The 3,707-nt window shown below is 72.9% G+C and carries 3 protein-coding genes; all 3 read right to left on the bottom strand.

Annotated features, from left to right (window positions below; genetic code table 11):
- Positions 1 to 919: uroporphyrinogen-III synthase (locus GH736_RS19030; protein ID WP_159606145.1), on the bottom strand; the 919-nt coding region annotated here is incomplete at its 3' end.
- Complete coding sequence (gene cobA / locus GH736_RS19025) at positions 916 to 1,692, bottom strand: uroporphyrinogen-III C-methyltransferase (protein WP_159606143.1); 777 nt, start codon at positions 1,690 to 1,692, stop codon at positions 916 to 918. The genes GH736_RS19030 and cobA, both read right to left, overlap by 4 nt.
- Positions 1,689 to 3,707: nitrite reductase large subunit NirB (gene nirB, locus GH736_RS19020; RefSeq protein WP_159606141.1), on the bottom strand; the 2,019-nt coding region annotated here is incomplete at its 5' end. The genes cobA and nirB, both read right to left, overlap by 4 nt.

The following is a 3,707-nucleotide window of genomic DNA, read 5'->3' as shown; positions in this document are numbered from 1 at the left end:
GCCGGTCGGCGACGTCGACCACGGATCCGCGCAGCGCGAGCGCGCCGTGCCGGGTCTCGAGGCGGATGACCCGGGTCGACTCGAGGTGCTCGCAGACGAGCCGGATGAGCGCGCCCATGCGGTAGCGCTCGGGCTGGATCGGCACGATGCCCGCGGCGACGAGCGGTGCAGCGGTCACGGGGCCGACCGCGGCCGCCACGACCGCGCCGCACATGGCGTCGACGAGGTCGTCGTAGCGCCCGCGCGCCTCGGCGGCGCTGAACAGCGCGTGCACGGCGGGGGCGCTCGTGAAGGTGATGCAGTCCAGGCCGCCCGAGCAGGTCGCGTCGATGAGCCGGTCGACCCGGTCGTCGTCCTCGTCCGTCTCGATCCACCGGTACGGCTCGACCGTGAGCACGGTGTCGTGGGCGTCGCGAAGGCGGTCGAGCTGCGACGGGTTCAGGAACCCATGCAGCTGCACGGCCACGGTGAGGCCCGTCGGGTGGCTGGCGAGCACCTCGTCGATGAGCGACTCCGTCGTCTCCTCGGCGCTCATTCCGACGTCGTTGAGTCCGGCGGCCCGGATGCCTCCGCGCGCCTTCGGCCCGCGCACGAGGATCGCCGTCTCCGACAGCGCGTCGACGAGGTCCTCGCCGAGGCCCGCCGCATCCGCCACCTCGAACCAGCGCCGCACGCCGTAGGCGGTCGTGGCCAGGAGCACGTCGGGCCGCGCGGCGATGATCGCGCGGGTGTCGGCGATGACCGGATCGTCGGAGACGGCGTTGGCCATGCGCAGCGTCGGCGCGTGCAGCACCTGGGCGCCGCGCCTCGCCAGGGCGTCGATGAGGTCGGCGGAGCGGCGGTCGCTCGTGACGCCGATGCGGAAGCCCTCGAGCTGGTCGGGCCGGAAGCCCGGCGCGCACTCGATGACGTCGGTCATGAGGCGACCGCCGCGAATCCGGCGGCGCGTTGCATGAGCTCGGCGGCTCTCGCGTCGCCGTCGTGGGCGAGGCGCACGACCTCGCCGACGACCACGACGGCCGGCGAGGTCACGCCGGCGCGACCTGCGGTGACGACGATGTCGGTCAGCGAGCCGATGGTCGTGCGCTGGTCGGGGCGGAAGCCGCGTTCGACGATGGCCACGGGCATGTCGGCCGACATGCCGAATCGCGCGAGTCCGGCCGTCAGCGACGGCAGGGAGTTGACGCCCATGAGCACCACGATGGTGCCGCCGAGTCCGGCGAGGTGCTCGAGCTCCGTCGCCGTGAGCGGCGCGTGCCCCGAGACCACCGTGAAGAGATGGCTGAGGCCGCGATGCGTCAACGGGATGCCCGCTGCGCCGGGCACCGAGACGGCGCTCGTGACGCCGGGGATGACCTCGATGGAGACCCCGGCGCGGTGACAGGCGAGCACCTCCTCGCTGCCGCGTCCGAGCACGTAGGGGTCGCCGCCCTTCAGGCGCACGGCATGCCGCCCGGCGAGCGCGTGCTCGACGAGGAGCGCCTCGATCTCGTGCTGTGGGATGGCGTGGTGGCCGGGCCGCTTGCCGACGTCGACGAGCTCGGCGGTCGGCGCGTACTCCGCGAGCGCCTCGGAGGGAGCGAGCCGGTCGTACAGCACCACGTCGGCGTCGCCGAGGGCGCGCACGGCGGCGACGGTGAGCAGGTCGGCACGCCCCGGACCGCCACCGACGAGGGTCACCCGGCCGGTCACGCGCCGGCTCCCCGCACGGGGATGGTCGTTCCGGCCACGAGCACGGCCTCGCCGCGCTCACGTTCCTCGGCGGTGGCGGGCCGGAACTGGTCGCGCTCCGGCACCCGCGCGATGGAGGGGTCGGGCGTGTTCGGGGCGTTCACGAACGACCGGAACCGTCGGAGCCGGTCGGGGTCGGCGAGGGTCGCCGCCCACTCGTCCTCGTAGGTGTCGACGTGCCGGGCCATGGCCTGCTCGAGCTCCTCGGCCAGGCCCAGCGAGTCGTTGACGACGACGTCGCGCACGTGGTCGAGCCCGCCCTCCACGTCCTCGATCCAGCGTGCGGTGCGCTGCAGGCGGTCGGCCGTGCGGATGTAGTACATGATGTAGCGGTCGATGTAGCGCAGCAGCGTCTCGTCGTCGAGGTCGCTCGCGAGCAGTTGCGCGTGCGCCGGCTGGAACCCGCCGTTGCCGCCGACGTACATGTTCCAGCCCTGGTCGGTCGCGATGACGCCGACGTCCTTCGCCCGGGCCTCCGCGCATTCGCGAGCGCACCCCGAGACGCCGAACTTCAGCTTGTGCGGCGAACGGAGGCCGCGATAGCGCAGCTCCAGTTGCACGGCCATCGCGACGGAGTCCTGCACGCCGTAGCGGCACCAGGTCGAGCCGACGCAGCTCTTCACGTTGCGCAGCGCCTTGCCGTACGCCTGGCCCGACTCGAAGCCGGCGTCGACCAGGACCTTCCAGATATCGGGCAGCTGGTCGAGCCGCGCCCCGAACAGGTCGATGCGCTGGCCGCCGGTGATCTTCGTGTACAGGCCGAAGTCGGTGGCCACCTGGGCGATCACCGCGAGCTTCTGGGGGGTGATCTCGCCGGCGGGGATGCGTGGGACGACCGAGTACGTGCCGTCCTTCTGCATGTTCGCCATGGCGCGGTCGTTCGTGTCCTGGAGGCCGCCGCGGCCGCCGTCGAGGATGTACGACCCGTGCTGGGTGGCGAGGATCGACCCGACGACCGGCTTGCAGACGTCGCAGCCGCGCCCGGTGCCGAGGCGCGCGATGATCTCGTCGAAGGAGGTGAGCTCGAGCACCCGGATCGACTCGAACAGCTCCTGGCGCGAGAGCTCGAAGTGCTCGCAGAGCGCCCGCGACGGCGTGATGCCGGCCTTCGTGAGCTCCGACTCGAGCAGCTTCTTCACGAGCGGCACGCAGGAGCCGCACTGCGTCCCGGCGCGGGTGCAGGCCTTCAGCTCGCCGAGGTCGGTGCAGGCGTCGACGTGATCGGCGTGTCCGCCGGCGACGGCGTCGCGGATCGTTCCCGCGCTCACGTTGTTGCACGCGCAGACGAGGGCGGCGGCGGGCAGCTCGTCGCCGGCAGGCGCCTCCATGCCCGACGCCGAAAGGTAGGCGGCCGGCTCGCTCGACAGCTGCGTGCCGAGCAGCGGGCGCAGCGAGGCGTACGGCGAGGCGTCGCCGACGAAGATGCCGCCGAGCAGCGTCTTCGCGTCGTCGGTCATGACGAGCTTCTGGTAGAGCCCGCGGGCCGGGTCGGCGTAGACGATCTCGAGCGCCTGCTCGGTGCGGGCGAGCGCGTCGCCGAAGCTCGCGACGTCGACGCCCGACAGCTTCAGCTTCGTCGCGTCGTCGACGCTCGTGAACTCGGCCGCGCCGCCCAGCAGTCGGTCGGCGACCACCTCGGCCATGGCGTTGGCCGGCGCGACGAGGCCGGTGCAGCGGCCCTCGAAGCTCGCGACCTCGCCGATCGCCCAGACGTGGGGGGCGGATGCCGCGCACGCCGTGTCGATGGCGACGCCGCCGCGCGGTCCGAGCTCGAGCCCGAGGTCGAGGGCGAGTTCGTCGCGAGGGCTGATGCCGATGGCGAAGACGATGAGGTCGCAGTCGATGCGACGGCCGTTGGTGAGCTCCACGGCGGCGACCGCATCGCCCTCGACGACCACCGAGGACGGGCGGGCGCCGAGGTGGAGCCCGATGCCCTGGCCGGCGATGATGCGGCCGAGCGCGCGACCGGCGCCCTC

This window comes from Agromyces humi (assembly GCF_009720255.1).
Taxonomy (GTDB): domain Bacteria; phylum Actinomycetota; class Actinomycetes; order Actinomycetales; family Microbacteriaceae; genus Agromyces; species Agromyces humi.
The sequence above is the reverse complement of the archived record's forward strand: the minus strand, read 5'-3'. Positions and strand labels throughout refer to the sequence as shown.